General features: G+C 35.2%; 18 protein-coding genes. All 18 read right to left on the bottom strand.

What is annotated here, in order from left to right; translation table 11 throughout:
- Positions 1-163: 163 nt before the first annotated feature.
- The 18 genes from AC6IWN_RS02215 to AC6IWN_RS02130 all read right to left on the bottom strand — a co-directional run bounded on the left by AC6IWN_RS02215 (position 164) and on the right by AC6IWN_RS02130 (position 23530).
- Positions 164-2014 (bottom strand): ABC transporter ATP-binding protein, encoded by a 1851-nt coding sequence (locus AC6IWN_RS02215; RefSeq protein WP_497990634.1) that lies wholly within the window; start codon positions 2012-2014, stop codon positions 164-166.
- Positions 2011-3771, bottom strand: coding sequence for an ABC transporter ATP-binding protein (locus tag AC6IWN_RS02210; RefSeq protein ID WP_497990632.1), 1761 nt, complete (start codon positions 3769-3771; stop codon positions 2011-2013). Before AC6IWN_RS02210 ends, AC6IWN_RS02215 begins: the two co-directional genes overlap by 4 nt.
- Positions 3772-3884: 113 nt before the next feature.
- Positions 3885-4313, bottom strand: a complete 429-nt coding sequence (locus tag AC6IWN_RS02205) for a MarR family winged helix-turn-helix transcriptional regulator (protein ID WP_497990630.1) — start codon at positions 4311-4313, stop codon at positions 3885-3887.
- A gap of 106 nt (positions 4314-4419) precedes the next feature.
- Entirely contained in the window at positions 4420-5331 is a 912-nt protein-coding gene (locus AC6IWN_RS02200; protein WP_497990628.1) for an alpha/beta hydrolase, read from the bottom strand.
- 111 nt (positions 5332-5442) lie between these two features.
- Positions 5443-6291 (bottom strand): DegV family protein, encoded by an 849-nt coding sequence (locus AC6IWN_RS02195; RefSeq protein WP_497990626.1) that lies wholly within the window; start codon positions 6289-6291, stop codon positions 5443-5445.
- 287 nt (positions 6292-6578) lie between these two features.
- A complete protein-coding gene (locus tag AC6IWN_RS02190; protein WP_497990625.1) occupies positions 6579-7484 on the bottom strand; it encodes a helix-turn-helix domain-containing protein in 906 nt (301 codons plus the stop codon).
- An 87-nt stretch (positions 7485-7571) separates the two neighbouring features.
- Complete coding sequence (locus AC6IWN_RS02185) at positions 7572-8477, bottom strand: MBL fold metallo-hydrolase (protein ID WP_497990623.1); 906 nt, start codon at positions 8475-8477, stop codon at positions 7572-7574.
- Between the two features lie 150 nt (positions 8478-8627).
- Positions 8628-10019, bottom strand: coding sequence for a Y-family DNA polymerase (locus AC6IWN_RS02180; protein ID WP_497990621.1), 1392 nt, complete (start codon positions 10017-10019; stop codon positions 8628-8630).
- Between the two features lie 183 nt (positions 10020-10202).
- Positions 10203-10676 carry a hypothetical protein gene (locus AC6IWN_RS02175; protein ID WP_497990619.1) on the bottom strand — a complete coding sequence of 158 codons (474 nt, stop codon included), beginning with the start codon at positions 10674-10676 and terminating at the stop codon, positions 10203-10205.
- Positions 10677-10908: 232 nt separating this feature from the next.
- Positions 10909-12690 (bottom strand): sensor histidine kinase, encoded by a 1782-nt coding sequence (locus AC6IWN_RS02170; protein ID WP_497990617.1) that lies wholly within the window; start codon positions 12688-12690, stop codon positions 10909-10911.
- A 236-nt stretch (positions 12691-12926) separates the two neighbouring features.
- The gene (locus AC6IWN_RS02165; protein WP_497990615.1) at positions 12927-13286 is read right to left on the bottom strand and encodes a hypothetical protein; all 360 of its coding nucleotides are present in this window, start codon (positions 13284-13286) and stop codon (positions 12927-12929) included.
- Between the two features lie 324 nt (positions 13287-13610).
- Positions 13611-13778, bottom strand: coding sequence for a hypothetical protein (locus tag AC6IWN_RS02160; RefSeq protein WP_497990613.1), 168 nt, complete (start codon positions 13776-13778; stop codon positions 13611-13613).
- A 454-nt stretch (positions 13779-14232) separates the two neighbouring features.
- Positions 14233-16383, bottom strand: coding sequence for a HelD family protein (locus AC6IWN_RS02155; RefSeq protein ID WP_497990611.1), 2151 nt, complete (start codon positions 16381-16383; stop codon positions 14233-14235).
- Positions 16384-16705: 322 nt separating this feature from the next.
- Positions 16706-18235 (bottom strand): alkyl hydroperoxide reductase subunit F, encoded by a 1530-nt coding sequence (gene ahpF / locus AC6IWN_RS02150; protein ID WP_497990609.1) that lies wholly within the window; start codon positions 18233-18235, stop codon positions 16706-16708.
- Positions 18236-18253: 18 nt separating this feature from the next.
- On the bottom strand, positions 18254-18817 hold the full coding sequence (gene ahpC / locus AC6IWN_RS02145) for an alkyl hydroperoxide reductase subunit C (protein WP_497990607.1): 564 nt from the start codon (positions 18815-18817) through the stop codon (positions 18254-18256).
- Between the two features lie 210 nt (positions 18818-19027).
- On the bottom strand, positions 19028-19885 hold the full coding sequence (locus AC6IWN_RS02140) for a DNRLRE domain-containing protein (protein WP_497990605.1): 858 nt from the start codon (positions 19883-19885) through the stop codon (positions 19028-19030).
- A gap of 145 nt (positions 19886-20030) precedes the next feature.
- A complete protein-coding gene (locus AC6IWN_RS02135) occupies positions 20031-21812 on the bottom strand; it encodes a tetratricopeptide repeat-containing glycosyltransferase family 2 protein (RefSeq protein WP_497990603.1) in 1782 nt (593 codons plus the stop codon).
- 101 nt (positions 21813-21913) lie between these two features.
- Entirely contained in the window at positions 21914-23530 is a 1617-nt protein-coding gene (locus AC6IWN_RS02130) for a beta strand repeat-containing protein (RefSeq protein ID WP_497990602.1), read from the bottom strand.
- Between the last annotated feature and the right edge of the window lie 117 nt (positions 23531-23647).

Genomic DNA, 23647 nt, shown 5'->3' with positions numbered 1-23647 from the left:
TGCCTCTAAGTAAGTTTTTCTTACATTATTGTATAATAAAATCGCCACATAATACAGTGGCGATTTTAACAAAGATAATATAGCTATTTAGGATATGATTTTTGATTAAAGAAATTTATTTATATCTGGGTTTACATATAAATGATATAGTAGTGCACTATTATTATGCTACTTCAAACTGGCTATTATAAAGCTCCGCATAAAATCCATTCCTACCAAGCAATTCGTTATGACTTCCACTCTCGATGATATCACCATCCTTCATAACAAGAATCAGATCTGCATTTTTTATGGTAGATAAGCGGTGCGCGATCACAAAGGAGGTTCTTCCAACCGTCAATTTATCCATAGCTTTTTGAACAATGCGCTCTGTTCGGGTATCTACCGAGCTGGTAGCCTCATCTAATATCAATAAAGGTGCATTTTGAATCATTGCTCTTGCTATCGTAATTAACTGCTTCTGTCCCTCTGATAGACTTGCTTTATCATTTAAAACTGTGTCATAACCATCAGGCAAGGTCTTAATGAAGTGGTGTAAACCTACACTTTTACAAGCTGACTTCACTTCTTCATCTGATACCCCCGCTTTACTATATATAATATTCTCCTTGATGGTTCCTTCAAATAGCCAAGTATCCTGTAAAACCATACTAAACTGTTCGTGCACATTCTCTCGTGGCACCTGATGAATCGGAATTCCATCGATAAGTATTTCTCCACCATCTAGTTCATAAAATCTCATCAGTAGATTAACCAAAGTGGTCTTACCTGCTCCTGTTGGTCCAACTATTGCAACCTTCTGACCGGCATTTACATTGACACCAAAGTTGTTAATAACAGGCTTATTCGGAGAATAACCAAATTTCACATTCTTAAATTCAACATGGCCTTTGACCTGTTTCAAAGCACCCTTTTTGTCCTCTTCCACTTCAAGTTCCTCTTCCTCAAGAAATTCAAATACACGCTCACTGGCTGCTGCTGTTCTTTGCAGATTATTCATTGCCTGGGCAATTTGTGACAGCGGTTGTGTAAATAATCTGATGTACAACATAAAGGCAACGATTACACCGAAAGAAATTGTTCCATTCATAGCAAGTGCTGCACCTACTACACAAACAGCAACATATCCAAAGTTGCCCACGAAGCCCATCAGCGGCATCATTAATCCGGATAAGAATTGTGATTTCCATGCACTTTTATATAAACTACCATTGATATCTTCAAATTCTTTCCTTGCATCCTTACTACCATTATAAACCTTTACTACATTATGACCGGTATAGACCTCTTCAATATGTCCGTTAATGCGTCCCAAATCCATCTGCTGTGACTTAAAGAATGTTTGTGATTTTTGCATTATCACCATCATCAGAGCAAAACCAATCAAACTGCTTCCTACTGCAGTTAATGCCATGATCCAGTTATTATAAAACATCATAATAAGTGATCCAATCAACATCGTAATTGAGGTAATCAAAGTTCCTATACTCTGGTTCATAGTCTGCCCTATCGCGTCAACATCATTGGTAACACGGCTAAGCACATCACCATAACTGGTGGAATCAAAGTATCTTAGTGGTAGACGATTTACTTTACCGGATATGTCAGTTCTCATCTTTTTTGATATAATCTGAGTTACAGTTGCCATAATAAAACTTTGAAGAAAGTTCAATACAAAGGCAGCTGCGTAGAAGAATACCAATATCCATGCAATCTTTGCAACAGCATTCATATCAATACTTCCCACTACCGGAGCTCCCTTAACAAGAGATGGGAGTCCCTTCATCACCTCATTCGTTAAATCCTTAAGCCGATCAGGTCCTATAATCTGTAGTACGGTTCCTGCTGCCGCAGCGATTAATGCGATAATAATTGGTAGCAGATAATTTTTGCAATATCCCAATAATTTAGACATCGTTATTTTGAAATTCCTCGGCTTTTCAACCACGCCATTCATGCCCATAGGTCCTCTTCCCATAGAACCTCTTGTTGTGTTTTCTTTTTGTTCACTCATGATATCAACTCCTCTTCACTCAATTGTGACATAGCGATTTCTCTATAAACATCACAGGTATTTAATAATTCTCTATGTGTTCCTTTCCCAACGATCTTTCCTTCATCCAGTACAATGATTTGATCAGCATCCATAATTGTTCCGATTCGCTGGGCAACAATTAAACTAGTCACTCCTGCTGTCTCATTTTTCAGAACGGAACGAAGAATCCGATCCGTCTTATAGTCTAACGCTGAAAAGCTGTCATCAAAAATGTATATCTCCGGTTTACGGCAGACCGCACGAGCAATGGCTAGTCGTTGTTTCTGACCACCGGATACATTGGCTCCGCCCTGCGCTATCTCACCTTCAAATCCTCCCTCCATCGCTTCCACAAAGTCCAATCCCTGTGCGATTCTTACTGCTGTTCTAACGTCGTCCACATTCGGTTTTGCCATACCATTGTCTCCATAACCAACATTACTACTTACTGTTCCTCGGAACATAACAGCTTTTTGAGGAACATATCCGATTTTATTGTGTAAGGACTCTTGCTTATAATCTTTTACATTAACTCCGTCTATGAAGATATTACCCTCTGTCGTATCATAAAATCTAGGCACAAGACTAATTAATGTACTCTTACCACTTCCGGTCGAACCAATAAAAGCAACCGACTCACCTTTCTTTGCAGTAAAGCTGATGTTTTGAAGTACATAATCCGTTGCACCCGGATACTTGAAGCTCACATTACGAAATGCAACTTCACCTTCCTGACCATCTTTGCCGTTAGAGACTTGACCATCAATAATTGTAGGTTTAGTTTCCAATACTTCATTAATACGTTTGGCAGATACAGACGCTCTAGGCCATAGAACGAAGATCATTAACAGCATCATAAATGACATGATAACTTGAACTGAATATGAGGAGAATACAACCATATTAGAGAATAGGGATAGTCGATCCATCACACCCGCTCCGTTAATCAGATATGCTCCGATCCAGTATATCGCTAAGGACATTCCACTCATCAAGGTGGTCATCATGGGCATCATTACTGCCATACCACGGTTGGTGTATAGCTGTGTTGCGGTCAGTTCATCATTGGCAGTTTCGAATTTTTCTTCCTGATAACGCTCTGCATTATAGGCACGAACAACACGTAGCCCTGTTAAGTTTTCTCTAATTACACGATTAAGATTGTCAGTCAAGCTCTGCATTTTCTTGAATTTCGGCATAACGAAAAACATAATCAAAGCGATCATACTTAATAATATTACAATGGCCACTCCGGTTGCTATTGACCACTCAATGCCCTTACCGACTATTTTGGTGAACGCCCAAACTGCTGTAATCGGTGCCTTAATCATAATCTGAAGTCCCATTGTTATTAGCAGTTGTACCTGGGTGATATCATTGGTGGAGCGGGTAATCAAACTTGCAGTGGAGAAGCGATTGATTTCTTCCATGGAAAATGAATCAACTTTCGTAAACAAATCGCTTCGTAACCTACGGGAGAACGAAGCTGCAATTCGTGATGCAAAGAAACCGACAATAATTGCCGACGCAAGACTGCCCATAGCACAAACAAGCATCTTTCCTCCTGCTACCCATATATCACTCATCTCGCTTCCCTGTGTTTGAGTTAATCTTGTAATCTCAGACATATATTCCGGAAGTTTTAGATCCAGCCATACCTGGGATACCACGAAAACCAGACTGACTAAAGCCTGCAGCCATTCTCCTGCTTTCATACGTTTTAAAATTTTAAACATTGTTAACACTCTCCTTTTCTAATGCTGTTATTATCTAATGCTATTAGCTATTAGGTTGAATATTAGGGTAAAACAAAATAATAAATAAAAGCCATATTACTTTGTAATACCCATTAAATGAAATCTTCCATACTTCTCTCAGCCAACCTTCTCATAATGCGTACATATTCCTTCGCATCATGCTCACCTAGGTACTGGAGCATATTCTTTGTTGTATTCGTAATCATCTTGAAATGCTTGTCAATCTCTTCTCTTCCGGCAGGTGTTATCTCCACCAGAATTCTTCGTCGATCATTCACATCAATCTTACGGCTTATCAGTTCTTTTCCCTCTAAGCTATTCAAAGTCGCCGCCACTCTCGCTGTACTGACCCCTAACTCATTACTGATCTCGCTGGGAATAACATTCCCATCTTGTCTTGCAATAAAGCCGAGAACAATCATTTCACCATGCATTGATTCATTCAGTACCTTTTGAGTGCTACGTCTACGCATCTGATACATAACCGACATAAATTCTTGCGCTAATTCCGTATAATCCATCTCTTCACCTACAAACTTTTTGATAATTAATTATCTAACACTGTTAATAATATACCTCGTTAGTAACTTTGTCAACAAGGAATTTTGAAATTATATTAATGTTATTTCACACTATCCACTTCTTAAAGAACTCTGTCATCGCTGTATTTGCCTCAATACTCTCCGGCCATTCCGGATTCGTCACATTAAAGACATGCTTTAGCTTAGGGCTCTTTGCTTTATCAAAGAATAGTAATTCATGCTCTATGGAACTCTTTTTCAGAAATTCAGCTAATTCCAGTGTCTGAGTATGGAGACCATCTTTTTCACAACTGACTAGAAAAATAGGTGGAATATCCAATCCCCTGCAAGTATCCTCAAATGCAATATTACCAAGTAATGGTGATTTTGATGGCTGCATTCCATGTATTAACTGACCCATTTTATTTTCAACCATTCTCCGTAACTTGCCTTTCATCTCACTTCCGGCTCCAGCCTTCGGTACACCATGACTCATGCCGATTGCACGAATCGGAAAGGAAACCGGCGTTACATCGTAGAGCTGTTGTAAGTTCGAACCAAGTTGTATACATGTCACCAATCCACTCAGATGTCCCCCTGCTGAATCACCACAAATAAATACATTGGATACATCACCATGATTTGCAAATGCTTTTTCCTCAATCCAATGAAGGCAGTCAAACAAATCGTGTATCATTCCTTTTAGATCCGTCTCTTTTAACAATCTATAACTCATTGCAACAACTACAAAACCTTTGGAAGCCATAAACTGGTTGGAAAATCGGTTCAGATCCTTATCTCCATATACAAAACCGCCCCCATGAATATTGACTATAATCGGTAAACAACCCTGTGTTCCCTTTGGATAATATATATTCAACCGGTGCATTGGATTACCTGAGTTAGTATAAGCGATATCATTCTTTTCCTCTACCCCTGTGACTGGCTGTTGTTTTGCCATACGTTTATTATCTGCTCTCTTCACAAGTTTCGGTATGTGTAATAATAATTGATTCATTATCCATCCCATCGGCAATATTTCCTTTCCCAATCCATGATGTTTTATGTTTATAGTAATATAATGCAAATAGTTCTCTTAAACTAAGTCATATTTCATTCTTCAGAAGCCTTAAATCTCAGCGTAGCATATCCCCATAGTTCCAGGTCCGCTATATACTCCCACGACCGTGCTGATTTGACCAATCAGATAAACATTTCTAATTCCCGGTGTTTGTTTAATTCGATCACATAACTTTAAAGCTTCTTCCTCAACATTACCATGAATGATATATGCATCACAAGTTGCCTTCTTTACAATATTTTCACCGATTTGTACAAGCCGGCTAATTGATTTGTTTCTACCTCTGATTTTCTCTTGGGTAAAACATTGACCATTGATTTCATCAAATCCAACGATAGGCTTAATATCTAATATATCACCAATTGTTCCTGATATCTTACCGATTCTACCACCTTTGATTGCATATTCCAATGTCCCAAAAACAAAGTAAAAATGAAGCTTTTGTTTCATCTTCGGAATTGCTTCCGTTATCTCTTTAAAGCTTTTACCAGAATATATTAGTTCACCACAATTTTTTAAAAGGATTCCTTCGATCACTGAGGTTGATTTTGTATCATAAAGATAAGTTTTTATATGAGGATATTGCTCACTAATTAATCTGACCGCATTCACTGTACCCGAGATTCCACTTGATATATTAATTGAGATGACATGGGTATATTTTTCTTCGTCCAGCTTCCGATACAACTTCTCTATATCCTCCATGGAAGGGAGGGAAGATTTTGGAATCTCAGTTTTCATATTATGATAAACTTCCTGTGGAGTAATATCAACCTTGTCCGTATATTCCCGACTACGATAGATTATTTTAAAGGGAAGTACATGTATCTGATACTTTTGCAATGTATCCTCATCAATATCACATGCTGAATCTGTAATTAACGCAATCTTCTCCATAAGTTTGTCTCCTTCTTACTTCATACCGACTAAAATTATAAATTTATCTCACTAACTGTAATTATAATGAGATGATCATACCATGTAGTTATTATAACTACATTACCACTTTAGTTTCATCAAATCAATATAGAGATGATGTTGATTTTCACAAGGATTACATTAAGTGCACAATATTTAAATTAGGGTTCCAAACTCTAGACACAAATATGGCAGCCCTATCGGACTGCCATATAAAATAGTTTCTTGACTGGTTAATGCAACTCATTTGTTTCTATTATCTATGATTAATTCACCCAACAATTTTGTTCCCTATATTCACTCGGTGTAAGAGAATTGTATTTTTTAAAAGTGCGCCAAAAGTGAGCATTATTCTTAAAACCGATGCGTAGCATAATTTCTGAGATCGGCAGCTTTGTATCTCGTAAAAGTGCAGCGGCAACATGAATGCGGTGTTTGATCAAATAATCGATAACTGATAAATTAGTCAACTTATAAAATCGGTTATTTAACGTAGTCCGGTTTGTTGCAAACCTAATTGCAAGCTGATCTAGAGTTATTTTCATCTGATAATTATTATGAATGTATATCAGAATGTCAGCGATATCCCCAGGCATATCAATTATACTATCCGTTGAAAACTCCTGCTCAAAATCAAATAGTTTTGTTATTTTAACTAGAAGCTCCAAAAGATAGGATCTTGAACGGCAAGGCCATGCGATATCTTTTTGAACCATCAACTCTATACCTACCAGTTCAATAAGCCTACGAACTCTATCAAAAGTATCTTCCTCCAATTGATATAATCTTTTACTGTTATTGTTACTTAGTAAAAACGGATACAGCAGATACAAATCCTGAAGTTGAACATCATTAAATTGATTATTTGATTCCCTAATATTTACGTAATCAAACATTGGATTGATTATTTTGGGGTGAAAATAAATAGCCTTTATTTTAAACCGGCAACAAGGGTCAAAAATAATCTCATCAATTTCATTTAGGCATAGTAATGCTGGTGCTCTTAAACTATATGGTACCTTATCCAAATTAACCGTGCAATTGCCTTGCTCTAGCAAAAGCATACGGAAACAGGATTCCTCAGTATTCTCCTTTATTTCTAAGGAAGGGTTGTAATTTATGGGATGTCTATAGCCTTTATGGTATTCTTTACCTACGGTATCGTAAATCATTTTTCTCCTTCAGTTTAAGTTAATATCCATATTTTACTATATCGCCTTAAAAATGCAAGATATTTTTTATGTTACCCCATTAATAAATCAATTTCCCCAGGTTTTCAAGTTTACAAATTGCTTCTTCATTTCTTTACTTACTTTTAATTCATCCTCATTCGTAACGGTGATACCCTTTGGTACTTCCTTCAGAATTTTATTGATATCTGGCTCTCCATAAAATATTCGATCAGGCTTGTTACTATAATGTTGAGGTATCATTACTTTAATATTGAAATCTTTTAGCGCTTTGAAGCTATCGGAATTCTTAACACTCCCGTATTCTCCTGCATATGCAAGAATTAGATCTGCACCTTTTACAGCATTAATAGCCTTCTTTGATGATATGTTATCAGTTTCACCCATAGCAACAATTTTGTAATCACCATACCGATAAACGAAAATTGTATTCTCCCCCATATTAGCGACATGCTTCGAAGTATATCCTGTAATTTGAACCTTTCCTATGGTAGTAGTCTTGCCGATCACCTCAGCCCGAATAATTTTGGGATTTCCAAGCACCTCATTTATGCCACCCACATGATCAGTGTGTTCATGGCTTATAGTAATTACATCTGCCTCCATAGTTGGGAATTTACCAAAGTAATATTCAAATTGTGTCCCATAAGGATCGGTTACTAATCTCGTACCGTCCGGAAAGGTGATGTAGAAGCATGAATTTCCGATATACTTAACACTGATGATGTTAGGTTCAGGCGTGGAACTTATATCAACTTTTGTTTCATCGTCCACCTTTGGAGTAATAATCGCCGTAGGTTTTGCATCCTTATCTGGAGCTTGTGTTGTTGTTATCGTAGCTTGATTTTGCATATCTTTTGTATTACTCTTAACATCAGTAGATTGACTTTTTGAGGAACAGGCGGAGAAAATAAACAATACTAAGGTTAAAATAATAATTAAAACTTTGAAATAGCTATTTGATTTATTTTTCATATTATTACCTCTTTCGAATGTGATTTCCCTCATTATATTATAAATACGTCTTTTGAAAAATTGCATATCTGCAATTCCTAATTACATATCTACAATATTTCACCTTCCTAATCATAATAGTTATCCTGTAAGAGTATCAATGTGACTATACTATGCTTTGTGTCCACCAATCTGGTTGTTTCTATCTCTTGTGGTGGCACCCTCTTCTAAATTAATGCCTTTCAGGATGGCATTTTTTCCAAACTTCTTCTTTATACTAAGCATGGCTTCCTGCATTTTACGCTCTTTTTCCTGTTCTAGAGGATCTGTAAATAAATCAAACTGCTCATATCTCTCCTCAACTAGATTATTAGCACAGAGCGTCACCCTTCTAACCATAAGTTCCTTTGATATAATTCTATCATAAAGTTCCATTACCGCGGTCATGATTTTCTTTGTACTGCTGCTTGTCGTACCAAGATTTGCTGTCCCATGAGCAGACTTTGGAACCCCTCTTCCATAACGGTCATAAGTAACCTCACCCTTGTATTTCCCTTCATCTACATTACTCCTATCATAACCAATGGTCAAAGTTAAACTGTCTGTCACCATTCCCTTATCCACAAGCTCAAGCACCAGTAAATCCGTCATTTCCTGAACGATAATCCTTGCCTTATTATAATCATACGGATTTTGCAAGACTTGTCCCGAAGATATGCTGTTTGTACTGGGTTTATAGGATTTGATTTCTTCCATACTGCATGGTTCATACCCCCATGCATGGTCTATTAAAAGTTCGGCATCAATACCCAGCATTCTATATAGCAGATCCTCATTATGAAGTGAGATTCTTGCGATATCGCCCATCGTATACAGTCCGCTATTTTCCAGTCTTTTCGCGATACCTCCGCCAATTCTCCAAAAGTCCGTAATCGGTCTGTGATCCCATAATAATCTGCGATAAGAGGACTCATCAAGCTCTGCAACACGCACACCGCTTGCATCAGGTTCCACATGCTTTGCAACGATATCCATCGCAATTTTGCACAGATAAAGGTTCGTTCCGATACCTGCTGTAGCGGTGATTCCGGTCTTTTCTAATACATCGTGAATCATTTTTACCGCCAGTTCATTTGCAGACATCTGATACATGTTCAAATAATTCGTCACATCCATAAAGCACTCATCTATGCTGTATACATGAATATCTTCGGGGCTGATATATTTCAAATAAGTTTCATAAATATCAGCCGATACTTCGATATAGCGTGCCATCTGGGGTGGCGCGATGATATATTCTACCTCTTTCCCTGTACGCTGTTTCAATTCCCTAAGCTTTTGCTGAACCTCAAATAAACGGGCTCTACCGGATATTCCATACGCCTTTAGGGAAGGTGATACTGCGAGGCAGATTGTTTTTTCGGTACGTGTCGGATCAGCAACAACAAGGTTGGTAGTCAGCGGATTCAACCCTCTTTCTACACACTCTACGGAGGCATAGAATGATTTCAAATCAATTGCAATATAAATATGTTCCTGTGATGTTACACTTATATTTGACATCTTCACTGCCTCCTTTCATATATGTTTTCATTATAACTTTATGTCTCCTTAAGTCTTAACTTCTCATTCAATTCCTCCCAAATAATTGATTATAACTACCAGTAATATTCAGAAGTTAGCATAGAAAATAGTAATTACCGAATATTTATACTTGATAATATACATAAGCCTGTCAAAATCATCCTAACTTGCACCTAAATTCTCTCCCTCAATACTATATATATCTTCCAGCCGCAGTCTTTTTTCTACAATCTGGAGGATGTGTGATGTACGGTCGAATTTTGCTACCATACCAATGAAACGGATATACTCTCCCCCGTCTTTGTTATTGCCTTTATCCTTTTGAAAATATACAACTGTAATGATTGGGTGTTGCATGTTAATTAGCAACTGTTCAATCCTTCCCAGCTGTAAATCCAAATACTCTTTTGATTCCTCAGACAATTCTATTCGTGGTACGACGATTTTTTGCTTCGCTAAAATTGCCCTCTCATAACCTTTTAGAGCCGCAAAAGGAGCAAATATCTTCGCCCGGTCATCTGTCTGCATCCGAGGATGCTTGATTCTATCCGCGCTTTTCAAAGGATATTCCATATTAATGATGTCATCATATTTATGTGTAGCCTTACCATCCAATGATACCGGATTCTTCACCATATCAATCACCTCCAAACTATAACAGAAAAACTATTTCCATTCATAATAAGTATAGTACAAATTCCGAAAAATTGTATAAGAAATTAAGGGGATGCTTCAAAATAAATAATTTGAAGGAATAATGTTATATTGCCATAAAGCACTGTTTGGAATACTGTGTGTGAGGCAAATAACATTGTTTCTTAAAAAGATTATTTATTTTAAAACATCCCCTTATATTAATCACCCATACCTATAATTTCATCTTAAACCAGAATTCTACCCCTTTTTCCACGTTCTCTACACCGTAAGTTGCTTTATGAAGTTCTAAAATATTTTTCGTAATGGACAAACCTAAACCGGTACTACCAAATTCATGAACACGTGCTTTGTCTCCTTTTACAAATGTATCCCAAATCGTATCCAGCAGACGTGAAACGATATGGCTTCCATTGTTATAAATAATAAACTTCACTGATTTACTATCACAATTTATACTGATTTTTATGGTATCGATTGCGTGCTTTATCGCATTGGATACTAAATTCAACAGGACAGTTTGAATTCCTTCTAAATCAGCAGATATGATAACCTCCTCCGGAACATCTAGTTGAAGGGTCAAATTTTGTTCTTTCAACACTCCATCAAACCTTTTCAACACACTCTTTGTCAGAGATACCAGCTCAACCTCTTCGTAGGTTAACGTTTTTGCCTTCGCTTCCATTCTTGATAAGTCAAGCATATCCAGAATCAGCTTATCCATATGATTTACTTCATTTATGATTACGTTGGTGTATTCTTCTTTGTTGTCATTAGATATATCCTTCAGACTTTCACTATAACTTTTAATAATTCCAAGTGGTGTTTTCAGTTCATGTGCTACTGATCTTGTTAATTCTTTTCTGTTGTTTTCATAACTAATTTGTAATTCCCTCATTTTTCGAATCAGTTTATTAACACCATATAATGCAGCTCCAAGTATCACTAAGATTATAAGGTAAACTATAATTAATTGCTCTATGGCATTCGCAATCGGATGGAAAACAAAGGCGTAGGAAAATGTAATCGTAGAATCATCCCCTAGTTGGCCAGACAACCCGACATAGCTAGTAAATAAATTGTCAACATACTGATAATCCCCTTTGTCACTACCCGCCTTACAGTACTCAGAGAGTTTATTGCAAATCGCATTTGCTTCTTTGTTAAGCTTATAATTATAATCTTTACCATCTGTTACGTTACCACCGGTAATATTCAATTTGTAATCTCCAATCCAATCGGAGATATTTTTTTTGCGTACTTTACTACTAGTATCCGATAAGTATTCATATGAATTATACTCGTTCTCACCAGTCTGCTCTGATAAAGTTAATTTTTTGGGATACAGAAAAATACCATCGTAGGTTCCTTCTATAGAATTTTTTTTCAAGCTAATTGAATATGATCCATCGGTCGAATATCTTTGAAAAACATCTTCATACATCTTATGAATCGTTTTATTAGAAAAGGAGTCTCCTAACCGGATAATCTTTTGATCTTCTAGATCACCTAAATCATCATAATCTTTACTTCTCCTATAGCAAAAAAGATAGTTCTGACTCTCAGCCACAATCCCCTCATCATCCTTTTGAACCATCGAATAAAACCCAATATCATCACCCAGAAATAATTCATTATATGTTTTATAAGCATACATTTCAGGAGTATCTAAAAAATAAGCATTATCAACCAATTCGTGACTAATAGCCTTTTTAACCATTGGAAAATCATATGTAATCATATTATCTTTATCATTAACTCCATATTTTTTCACATGATCATAAAGTTCCTTTTGATACGCTTCCCGATCCGTTGGATAATAATTATAGTAGTCCCAAATATATGATATCTTATTATTAATCTCTCTATCACAATCGGACTTAAGCTCATCTCTGACATTTAAAGCCTTATAATATGTAATTGCCCCCGCACCGACAAGAAACACAAGAATGATAATTAATGAGATACCAACTCGAAACGTATTATATTTTTTCATCTAACTTCTCCCCCATATAACGTTTTTTATTAAGTTTATCTTACTCAATTCGTGTGTAGTCTTTATGTACATAATTATGAAATAGTGAAATATAGTTATTAAGAGCCAAGCTATATAAAGAAAGCTCATATATTATACATGAGCTTTCTTTATATATTAATATTTTATTGCTTCTGAATCTTTTGTTGCCCCGGTTCTATATTAGCTTTTACAATTATTCTATCATTATTTCTTCTTTATTCTTTTATATCTTCTTCTTTTATATTTTCCTCGTTCAATTCTTGTGTATTATTTTGATTATCATCGTTTTCATCTAACTCCCCTTTGTATTCCGGTTCATCAGAATGATCAATCTGTTGTGAATTCTTCGTTTCATTCTGCTGCTTTTTATAACTTCTATATACATAGAAAAATATAACCAAACCAACTATAATAAAACCTACAGAGAATATATAATAAATCAAATTATCTGAAAGCTTCGAATCATCCTTTAGCAGAGATTTAATTAATGTAATCCCTTGGTAGATAAGATATCCTCCCGCAGCAATATATAGCACCAGTCTTGTCCTATCTTTTGAATCATTCCCGTTACCCATTCGATTAAATGCTCCTTTCGTAAACCTTTCCAAATAATATTTAAATAATAATCAACTATATCATTACTTTGTATTATCTTGTTACATAAACTAGAGTACCCTTACTTTCACATCCTAACACAGAAACAGTATTCATGCAAAGTGAATGTAATATTGTTTAAACTTTTTAAATTCATTCTAAATATAAACCATTACCCAAGTATCACCTTTTAAGAACCCCATTGCTAGATTTCCCATGTAAGTCTTCCAATTAATCTATCATTTGCTTTATATAAAATATTTATTGCTATATTAGTATAAAATTTCTTTATTAGGTAACAATAATTATGTTTCATAAAACCATATTCTAGGAGGAATAAAAATGGACAATAATTCAAGCAGAAACGCTTCTAGCAACTCAAACAGAAACGCTTCCAATAACTCTAGTAGAAACGCTTCCAACGACTCCAGCAGAAACGCTTCCGGTAACTCCAGCAAAAACGTTTCCGGCAATACTAGCAGAAACGCTTCCACTGACTCTAACAGAAACGCTTCCGGTAATTCTGGCAGAAACTAAAGGAACATTCATTAGTGTAAACAGATAGCTTATTTAATGAACCTTACAGTTCATTGTAAAATAAAGACTGGGTTATATATTAACTCAGTCCTTTTTTACTTTCATTTATAAATTTCTATACCTTCCATATACTCGACTATTCTTCTCTTTTTAACCTTTCACCTCTCATCAAACTTCCTCTCACTTTTGCCGTATATTTTATTAAAGTATTTGTTTTGCCTTTCTATATGTTTCTAGATATTCTTGTGTTAACAAACCTCATCTTGAAGTTTATTAACACATTCATGGTACTCCACTGACGGAACACTTTTATTATTCTTATGGTCACTATATTTCTCGTTACAATTTGGTATACATTTTAGATTTTGTTAGTAGCCGCAGGAAACAACATCATAACAACGGGTTAACCTCTCCCTTACAGAACAAACTAAGCTTGTGAAGTGCCCTTGTTGATGCAATGTATAATAATTTTTTGTCGTCTTCCGTGTGATAATTCGAGGTATCTGCGTCACATATTAAAACAGCATCAAATTCAAGTCCTTTTGACATATATATAGGAATAATAAATACTCCATCTAAATCAGCCGTACTATCATTTTGTATTAATTGAACATCTACTCTATCTTTTAAATACTCAAACATGGAAATGGAGTTTTTTTCAGTTTTACAGATCAGTCCGATTGATTGGTATCCTTGTTCTAGACATTCTTTAATTTCCAATATAATCATATCCTTAAGATTCTCTTGGTCAAAGGCTACGTTGATTTTCGGTTCATCCCCTTTTCGGTTAAAGCTCTTTATATCCAATGTTTGCTCGATAAATTTGGAACTATACATCAAAATTTCATTCGTACAGCGAAAACTTTTATCCATAATGGCCAGGGTTGACTTCTTCTTATTCAGTATTTTTCTTATCTGTTCATACAGTGATAAATCTTCCTTTTTCTCTAGGGTTTGATTCATATCTCCCAAAATTGTATACTTCGCATTTCCAAAGAGTAATTTGAATATTTCATACTGGAGGGGATAGTAATCTTGCGCTTCATCAATTACCACTTGTTTAATATGTTTATAATCATTTGCACCATTGATTTTAATATTTAAATAGGCGAGTACAGTTGCATCATCATAGTATAAGAGATTTGAATCCAAATTCTCTTGTGTGTATTTCAAAATATCTTCTATGCAATCGGGAAGCTCTATATCTTCTGTTAGTTTATAAAAGTATTGTCTATCAACCATTACCCTTTTATAGATATTAATAATATCTATTTCAGCAAATTTAATTAACTCTTTTATCATTGTTTTCTTTATGCGTACTCTTTTCGATTCGTAGATTAAATCTTCAATAAAATCCTCTAGCTGTTTTATTCTTATCCCTAATGGAGTTTCATTGTTTCCTGTTAATCTCTCCTTCAGCACCTCTTTGGTTACGATACACTGACCATTATAATAGACATCTTCGAAATCAATCCATCGATGTGGAATATCATTTATCAGCTGATTTAATATCTCCATAAACATGTATGAGGTTTTGAATTCTATACTACTTTTAATAATATTGCGATACCTAGAGCTTGTAATTAAATTCTCTAAAAATTGATTTCTTGACTGTATATGATTATATTTCAATACGGATTCAAGCATTTCTTCAAATACAACAGAAACTATATTATCTTCACCAAGTTCGGGGATTACATTAGAAATGTACTGTTCAAATAATGTATTTGGCGAAATAATTATAATATTATTAGCGGATAGCTTTGATGCTTGCCCTTGATACATAAGATACGCTGCTCTATGAAGTGCTATTGAAGTCTTTCCACTCCCTGCCACTCCTTGCACGATCAATAAATCATTCTCCATATCTCTTATCACAATATCTTGTTCCTTCTGTATGGATTCTACAATCGTTTTCATTTTGGAAGAAGTATTTTGAGACAATAGTTTCCTTAAAAATTCATCAACAATTTGAACATCAGTATCAAAATAATATTCCAATACTCCATTCCTAATCTCATACTGACGTTTTAAATGAACCTCTCCATTGATCCTCCCGGCAGGTGCATCATAATATGCCTGCCCTGTTGCAAATCGGTAAAAAACACTTGCAATTGGGGACCTCCAGTCATAGACATCGGATTCATATGAATTGTCTTTCTTTAAGGAATATCGTCCAATATAGATCTGCTCAGGCAAGTCTTCATCATCATATTTAAAATCAATACGAGCAAAATAAGGCGATTTAATCAAATTCTCCAACCGCACAATTTTATTATTTATTGCTTCAAAGTCGGCGATTTTTTCTGTAACCGGATTCACATATTGATTTAATTCCACTAGAGCTTCAAACCCATCCGAACTCCAAAGTCCAGATATGGTGTGTTCTGTATTTTCCCGTAACTCTTTTTTGGCAGAGATAATCGCAGACTTATTCTCCTCATTTCTCTGCCTTGCCTGATCCAGCTGCTTGTTTGCTAAAGAAATGGTTTCTTCCAATCGTTTGTTTTCAACTTCCAATTCAGAATAACTATTTTCCATTGCAGAACCTCCCATATTTGAAATCGGTAGGAAACTATTCTCCAAATCCGTAAAGTAATGCTAGCATAACGCCTACCAGATTAACAGTCTTGTTTTTGATGGATAGTTATGATAATATTATTATGGGAAGAAAAGTGATTCGCTCAAATGCACAATCACTTTTCTTTTTTCTATGTCAATATCAACTTTCCATTACTTCTTATATAAACACGCCTATATCATTTAATAGAAATAGGGTTGCCAACTGGCAACCCTAACAATCATTTTTTATGAATTATCTTTGAATATATGGAAAGGCAATATTCATACGTTTATTCTAAGCTTAATTCCTGATCAAGTAATCAAATGCACTCAATGCCGCATTGGCTCCTGCACCCATTGATATTATGATTTGTTTATAAGGGCTAGTGGTACAATCACCGGCTGCAAATACTCCATCCAGGCTTGTGCTGTTGCGATCATCGATGATAATCTCACCGATTTTGTTTCGTTCTACGCTATCTCCTAACCATTCCGTATTAGCAATGAGACCGATCTGAACAAATACACCTTCTAGTGATATATGATGTTCCTGCGCTGATTCTCTGTCAATATAGGTTATTCCATCCACTCTGTCAGTTCCGGTAATTTCCTTCGTCTGAACATTCTTAAGTACCGTAACATTGGGCAGAGAATAGAGCCTCTTTTGCAAAATTATATCTGCCTTAAGCTCGGGCATAAATTCTAGCACTGTAACATGCTTTACAATTCCAGCCAGATCGATGGCTGCTTCAATACCTGAATTACCTCCACCGATAACCGCTACATCCTTTTCCTTAAAAAGTGGTCCATCACAATGAGGGCAGTAGGCAACTCCTTTGTTTTTAAACTCTACCTCTCCCGGAACACCGGTGTTCCTCCACCTTGCTCCGGTTGCTAAAATAACGGTTTTACTTTTTAATACGGCACCATTCTCAAGTTCAACCTCAACCAGGTTCTTCTTACGAATCTGTTTGGCTCGCAATGCTGTCATGATATCAACATCGTATTCTTTCACATGTTCTTCAAGACTCCGCGCTAATTTTTCACCTTCCGTGTATTTTACGCTGATAAAATTCTCAATCCCAACAGTATCCATCACCTGACCGCCGAAGCGTTCTGCAACAATACCGGTTCTGATTCCTTTTCTTGCTGAATATATAGCTGCACTTGCACCGGCAGGACCACCACCGATTACTAGCACATCGAAGGGATCTTTGTTGTCGAATTCTGATACCGAGGGTGCACTACCGAGCTTGGCAAGAATTTCTTCCAATGTCATTCGTCCTGTACCAAACAACTCACCGTTTAAGTAAATCGTTGGTACCACCATAATCTCCTTTTCTTTCACTTCCTGCTTAAAGGTTGCACCATCGATCATCGTATGACTTATGTTTGGATTTTGAATGCTCATTAGATTAAGCGCTTGCACCACTTCCGGACAGTTATGACAAGTCAAACTGATATAAGTTTCAAATCGGTACTCACCTTTCAGAAACCTGATCTGATTTAATAATTTTTCTTCCGCTTTCGGTGCTCTTCCACTCACTTGCAATAATGCCAGTACCAATGATGTAAATTCATGTCCTAGCGGAATTCCTGCAAAAGTCACACCGCTACTTTCACCAACTCGGTTGATCTGGAAGCTAGGCGTCCTTGCCAATTCCTGATATTCTATTTGGATACGGGATGCCATTGATGTTAATTCATCAATCAACTCAGACATCTCCTTTGATGCTTGATCCGTACCGATACTTGCTGTTATCACTATATCATTTTCCAAAAGCTCCAAGTAGGAAGCTAATTTTTGTTTAATCTCAGCATCCAAAATCATATCAATCACTCCTTAACCTTAAATCTTACCTACTAAATCAAGACTTGGTTTCAGGGTTGCTGCCCCTTCTTTCCATTTCGCCGGGCAAACCTCACCAGGATTGTTTCTAACATACTGTGCTGCTTTAATCTTAGTCACTAAAATACTTGCGTCACGCCCTATATTACCGGCATTGATTTCAGCTGACTGAATTACACCATCCGGGTCAATAATGAAGGTTCCACGATCCGCAAGACCTGAACTTTCAATCAATACATCAAAGTTACGAGAAATTGTATGGGAAGGATCACCGATCATAATGTAGGTAATCTTTTTAATTGCTTCTGAGCTATCATGCCATGCCTTATGGGTAAAATGAGTGTCAGTAGATACAGAATATACTTCTACACCAAGACTCTTAAGGGTTTCATAATGGCTCTGTAAATCTTCAAGTTCTGTTGGGCATACAAATGTAAAGTCCGCTGGGTAGAAGCATACAACACTCCATTTTCCTTTAAAATTCTCCTCTGAAACTTCTAAAAATGCCCCGTTTTGAAAAGCCTGCGCTTTAAATGGTTTTACCTCTGTTCCGATTAATGACATATCAATTACCTCCTTTTAAATTATATAAATAACATATAATAGTAATGATTACTATTATTATTTGCTATTAATATACAATAAGTTTTTGTATATGTCAAGTATATAATTTAAAATTTTCTTATTATTTAATTTATCAACCACACCAACAAGCAAGCAAAATGGGATGTTACAAAATATATAATTTGTAACACCCCCTACATCGCCCAACTGTTATTGCTGCATATTTAACCATATGTTAACAAATGACGAATTACCATTGGGTGGAACAGTTATTGATAGCCTAATAAACTTGCTGAAGTTAATCGGAACCAACAAACTCGACCCTCCGGGTGGAATATATATTGATTGAATTTCTTTTGCATAGTTCACATTATTAGGACTATTTTCTGCAATTACAGTAATTGTTGCAATATTATTATTCTTTATGAAGTACGAAACTTTATTCATCAGTGATATGTTCATGCCTGTTGTAAAATGTTCAGAATTATAATGTACCTTTATATCCTCCTTGTATTCAAAAAACTTCGGTACATTATGAACATCATCTTTACCTATACAATACTCTACCAATAATGATAAATTATCTTTTGAACCATGTTCCGTACTTATTTGGATATCATTAGCAGATGACATATCAAAACCCATAAGAATCATTCCATAATTCTCATTTGGTGACTCTATCCATTCCTTTACTTGATTCGTCAAATCAATGTTATATTTATCGCATCCAAAAATTGTTTTCTCAAATATTACTTTAGTAAAATCTATTGAAGGCTGAGTTATCCAGTTTATACTGTAAATATCCCAATCTGATTTTAAGTTATATCCGAACAATTGGAAGTTTGACCCCTTTGTAACAAAAAAACTTAACGTTGCTTTCAAAAGTTGTATGTTATCAGATAAATGATCTAAATCGAACTTGATTAAAACTCTATATTCAATTCGATGACTATTCTTTCCAATGGTCATACATTCACAATGAGTTTTTGCGTGCATTTTATCAAATGAATTTATTTCAGCAATTTCATAATTAATATTTCTTGTTTTATCATTATCATACGATTGCATGGTACAACCTCCTCGAATAAATATAATGCAATCAAAAATCGATTAATTCTGATTCAGTGACCATTCTAGGGAAATTATTGTCAATTATTTCGGCTCATATAGACCCGAAAATGAATATCCATTTTATATTCATCTGACATGCCCTTTATTTTAAAATATCTAAAGCTTCTGCATCATATACTTCGAATTCTTTGATTGATCTAACGATTTCCTTCTTTCCCATTTCTCTATATCCGTGTTTATAATATAATTTTCCTAGCTGAAGCAGTACCGATTTATCGCTGATTAAATTCATTAAATTTAGTGCTATTTCGAACTCATCAAACTTTTTATTGAGTAATAAAATTTCACATATTTCAAATATATATTTTGTATATTCCTTATCATTCTCATCCTCAGATAAAATCTGTGTTGGTTCCTTTCTATAAAGTTTGATAAATTGGGCGTATACGTCAAACATTTTTTTATCTTTTTCTCTTAATTCATTTCTATCGAAACTATCCATCTGAGCTACAGCCTCTATTGCTTTATCAGTTAAAAGATAGCTAATGATTTTATACATAAATCCATTTGCGTAAAACTTGCTATCACTTTGGATGGTCTTTAAATGAATACACTGTTCGTATTCTCCGATTCTTATAAGCGATTTTATTTTTAAGATCTTAATATCCTCTGAAATCATACTATTTTCTTCACATTTTGATATATATTCCAGTGAAGTTTTATAACATTCTTCCGTGTAGAAAATATCTGCGATTATTGCATATGCACTGATCGTATTCTCAAAAAAATTCTCAATAACATTCTTAAACTCCTCTAAAGGAGTTTTTTCTTCTTTCAATATATGCGCAATACGATAAACCGGATGAACAAAATCCGATTTCACTTTTATAGCATCATTAAAGTAACGAAAAGCGGTGTGATAATCCTTTAGTTGCAAATAAATATTTCCCAGCTCATATATAGGTTTAAAGCTTCCTGTTCCGTATAAAAACTTTAATTCAGAGGGTGATTCACCCATCTCAATACACTTTTCGAAAGATTTTATAGCAAGTGTAGGTCTCCCCATCGCTTTATATATAATGGCTTTAAAGAAATACAAATCTGTAAAGGTAGGATAATAACTCAGACCGGTATCCGCATATTCCAAGGCTTTATCATACATTCCCAAATAATAATTAGCTAACACTATTCTTATCATTAGAATAAAACCATACCCAATATTTGGACTGAATTCTTCGTAAGATTTATAATAAAAATCAAGTGCTTTTTGTATATGATCTAAAGCAAAATATTCATTTGCCAGATTAAAACAGGCATATTTATTATTCGGATCATTTTTCAGTTGCTCTTCTAAAAGAGAAATATTTCTTTCTCTTTTGTTTTTCCCTTCTATATTGTTATCTAAATATCCATAATGATATATTCTGATTGGAATGTTTATGTCTTTCCTGTCGCTTTTATAATTAACTAACTGATTATGCACTTCACCTTCATAATAAAATCCACAATTATTTTTAAAAAGCCGTGGATTTAAGTTGACGCTGATATTATTGCTATCAGCAAAACTACCGCAATAATTCAGGGTTTCAAAATAATAGAGATTGTTATCTTCTGAGTTATTCCGAATTAATTGCTCCAGCTTCTCTTTATCTTCTCTGCAAAATTCATCATCAGCATCCATTATAAGTATCCATTCTTTCGTAGCATATTTTAAAGATTCATTTCTTGCTTCACTAAAGCTATTTGTCCATGGAAAATGATACACTTTTGCTCCAAAGCTTTCTGATATGGCTACTGTTTTATCCGTCGATCCGGTATCCACGATAATTATTTCATCTACTAAGTCTTTAATACTTGTAAGGCATTTTCCAAGATTGTCTTCCTCATTTTTTACGATCATGCACAGACTTACTCCACTATTCATAAAACACCACCTTTATTGATCTTTCACATAACATCTATATGCCCAAACATAGATTTTGGAAAACGTTTAGGAGTTCTTTGGAAGAACCCCTAAACATTCTGTTAGTATCTGCCATTAAATACGACTACCACATTCTGGGGTATTGTCGCGGTGTTGTTGATTTGTGCTGAAATATATTTTAAGTAGTAGTCGTTTGTTATTACCTGAGGGCTGGCTTTTATTGTAGTGGTTTCTGATATCAATACGCGTGGATAAGTCGTTAAATTGATACTTGGGGTTGCTGTTAATCGTACTGTCACCACTCTGTTTGTTGAAGTAATATTCCTTAGATACCAGGAAGTATCTTCATATTTGGAAATATTAATAAGGTTTGTATAGGTTATGGTGGAAGCTGCTACAGCAATTGTCTGCGTAATAGATGTAAAAATTCGATCAACTAAATTCACTTTTACTGTGCCTACTACACTTGTTAATGTTCCTACGGATGTTACTTTATTTAACGTTCCTAATAGTGCTACCTTATTTACGGTTCCTAATACAGCTACCTTGTTAACAGTTCCAATTGAGGTCACCTTATTTAAAGTTCCTATACTGGTTACCTTGTTGACTGTGCCTAATGTTCCTATCGTTGCTACTCTATTTAACGTTCCTAACAGTGCAACTTTATTCACGGTTCCCAATACAGCTACCTTATTAACAGTTCCGATTGACGTTACTTTATTTAAAGTTCCTACACTGGTTACTTTGTTGACTGTTCCTAAGGTTCCTATCGTTGCCACTCTATTTAACGTTCCTAGTAATGCAACCTTATTCACGGTTCCCAATACAGCTACTTTGTTAACAGTTCCGATTGACGTTACTTTATTTAAAGTTCCTACACTGGTTACTTTGTTGACTGTTCCTAAGGTTCCTATCGTTGCCACTCTATTTAACGTTCCTAGTAATGCAACCTTATTCACGGTTCCCAATACAGCTACTTTGTTAACTGTTCCGATTGACGTTACTTTATTTAAAGTTCCTACACTGGTTACTTTGTTGACTGTTCCTAAGGTTCCTATCGTTGCCACTCTATTTAACGTTCCTAGTAATGCAACCTTATTCACGGTTCCCAATACAGCTACCTTGTTAACAGTTCCGATTGACGTTACTTTATTTAAAGTTCCTATACTGGTTACCTTGTTAACTGTACCAATTGTTGTTACCTTATTTAACGTACCTATACTGGTTACCTTGTTAATTGTGCCTAAGGTTCCAATAGTTGCTACTCTATTTAATGTTCCTAATAGAGCCACCTTATTCACGGTTCCTACTACTGCTACTTTGTTGACTGTTCCAATTGTTGTTACCTTATTTAAGGTTCCTATACTTGCTACTTTGTTAACAGTTCCAATGGTTGTTACCTTATTTAAAGTTCCTATACTTGCTACTTTGTTAACAGTTCCAATGGTTGTTACCTTATTTAAAGTTCCTATACTTGCTACTTTGTTAACAGTTCCTATTGCTGTTACTTTATTTAAAGTTCCTATACTAATAACTTTGCTAATAGTCCCTATATTGCTTATTGTTCCAACCTGAACAATGGCAGTTCCCGTAGTGACTTTTAGCTCTCCCATATTGTTCATCTGAAGGGGTTGATAAACATTATCTATACTGTTATATCCATAAACCGCAGTTTTCAACTGTTCCGCATTATTTTGAAAAACTATACTATTTGCCAATGTTAATTACACCTTCCTCTATTTAAAATAAGATAAAGTATTATTGTTTTAGCAATACCTAATATCTCATTATAATGTATGAGTACAATTCAATTTTGTTCCTAAAAAACAACATAT

This window comes from Variimorphobacter sp. HTMS_6, from assembly GCF_059717775.1.
The sequence above is the reverse complement of the archived record's forward strand: the minus strand, read 5'-3'. Positions and strand labels throughout refer to the sequence as shown.